At 68.9% G+C, this 1,717-nt stretch carries 1 protein-coding gene and 1 pseudogene; both read right to left on the reverse strand.

The window, feature by feature from the left end; genetic code table 11:
- Window positions 1–257: 257 nt before the first annotated feature.
- On the reverse strand, window positions 258–1,520 hold the full coding sequence (locus tag FV228_RS28850; RefSeq protein WP_147857603.1) for an extracellular solute-binding protein: 1,263 nt from the start codon (window positions 1,518–1,520) through the stop codon (window positions 258–260).
- Between the two features lie 16 nt (window positions 1,521–1,536).
- Window positions 1,537–1,717: pseudogene (locus tag FV228_RS28855) on the reverse strand (Fe3+/spermidine/putrescine ABC transporter ATP-binding protein); the annotation flags it as partial.

A 1,717-nucleotide genomic window follows, 5' to 3' on the forward strand; every position in this document is an offset into this window, starting at 1 on the left:
GGGTGAGGTCGTTCATTGGACGGCCTCCGACCCGAGCGCCTCTCCCTCCCCCCTCCGCGGGGGAGGGTACCCTGCGCAGCAGGGGGGGAGAGGGGCGGTGCGACGGTTCTGGGTTTCACGCCCGTCGCGACTTTTCCGGATACGGCGCTCCCCTCTCCCGACCCGCTTCGCGGGCCACCCTCCCCCGCAGAGGGGGGAGGGGGCCGGCTCTCGGGCAAGCCCGAGAGCCGGGGCGGAGAAGGGGCCAGGCACGGCGCTCACGCGGCGATGAACTCGTTCCACTTGCGCACCATGTAGGTGTTCTCGTCCATCACGGCGTTCCAGCAGGCGACCGAGCCCATGCGCTGGTCGAAGGAGCCGCCGTCGCGGGTGGCGCCGGCCTTCTCGATCAGGGTGCCGTCCGGGCCCAGGATGTCCCTCTCGGCGGGCTTGCCCTCCATCCAGAACGCCCACTCGTAGGGCTGCATGTTCGCCTGCGCGGTCTCGAGCACCGCGGAATAATAGCCCTGGCGGTTGAGGTAGGCCCCGGCCCAGCCGGACAGGAACCAGTTGATGAACGCGTAGGCCGCGTCGAGCTTGCGGCCGCTCAGGGTCTTCGGGATGCCGAAGCCCTGGGCCCAGGCGCGGTAGCCTTCCTTGAGCGGCTGGTAGGTGCAGGGCACCCCTTGCGCCCGCACCTTGGTCACGGCGGGCGACCACATCGACTGGATCACCGTCTCGCCGGACGCCATCAGGTTCACGGATTCGTTGAAGTCCTGCCAGAAGGCCCGGAACTGGCCGGCGCGCTTGGCCTCGATCAGCACCTTGATGGTGCGGTCGATCTCGGGCTTCGTCATGTTGCCCTTGTCGCCGTAGGTGTAGTCGCCGGTGGCCTCCACCACCATGGCGGCGTCCATGATGCCGATGGACGGGATGTTCAGGATCGACGCCTTGCCCTTGAACTCGGGGTTGAGCAGATCCTTCCAGCTCTCCACCGGCCGCTTGATCAGGTCGGGCCGGATGCCCAGCGTGTCGGCGTTGTAGGTGGTCGGGATCAGGGTCAGCCACTCGGTCGGCGCGGACGCGAAGGTCTTGGCGGCCTGACCCTCGAGGTAGAACACCTTCTTGGGCGCGGTGCCCTGGTCGCCGATCCGCTTGCCGGCCACCTCGCCCTTGGTGAACACCGAAGAGATCTTGTCGGCGAGCGCGATCCGCCTGGCGTCCAGGCCGCCCAGGTTGCCCGACGGGATGATCTTCTTGAGGCTGAAATACTCGGTGTCGACCAGGTCGAACGAGTTCGGCTGGGTGACCACCCGCTTGGTCACCTCGTCGGTCACCACCGGGATGTACTCGAGGGTGATGCCCAAATCCTCCTTCACCTTCCGGGCGATGTCCGCCGACTGGCTCACCGCGGTGCCGAGGTAGCGCAGGGTCACGGGCTCGGCCGCGTGCACGGCCGGGAAGCCGGTCACCGGCATCGCCGCCAGGGCCGCGGCCCCTTTCAGGAGCGTGCGTCGGCTCGGCTTCGAGAACGGGTCCATATTCGTCTCCAAAGGTCTACGCGTCGAGGCGGTGGGCTGCGGCTTCGTCCCAGCCGACCGGGATCGTGTCGCCCGGCCGGAGCGGGCGGGCCGCGAAGGCGGCATCGCTGAGCACGGCGGTCAGGGCGGCCGAGCTGTCGGGCGCCCGCTCCAGCCCGTCGGCGTCGAGCCCGACATGGACGCTGGTGCCCTGGTAC

Origin of the sequence: Methylobacterium sp. WL18 (assembly GCF_008040015.1) — a bacterium.
Classification (GTDB): domain Bacteria; phylum Pseudomonadota; class Alphaproteobacteria; order Rhizobiales; family Beijerinckiaceae; genus Methylobacterium; species Methylobacterium mesophilicum.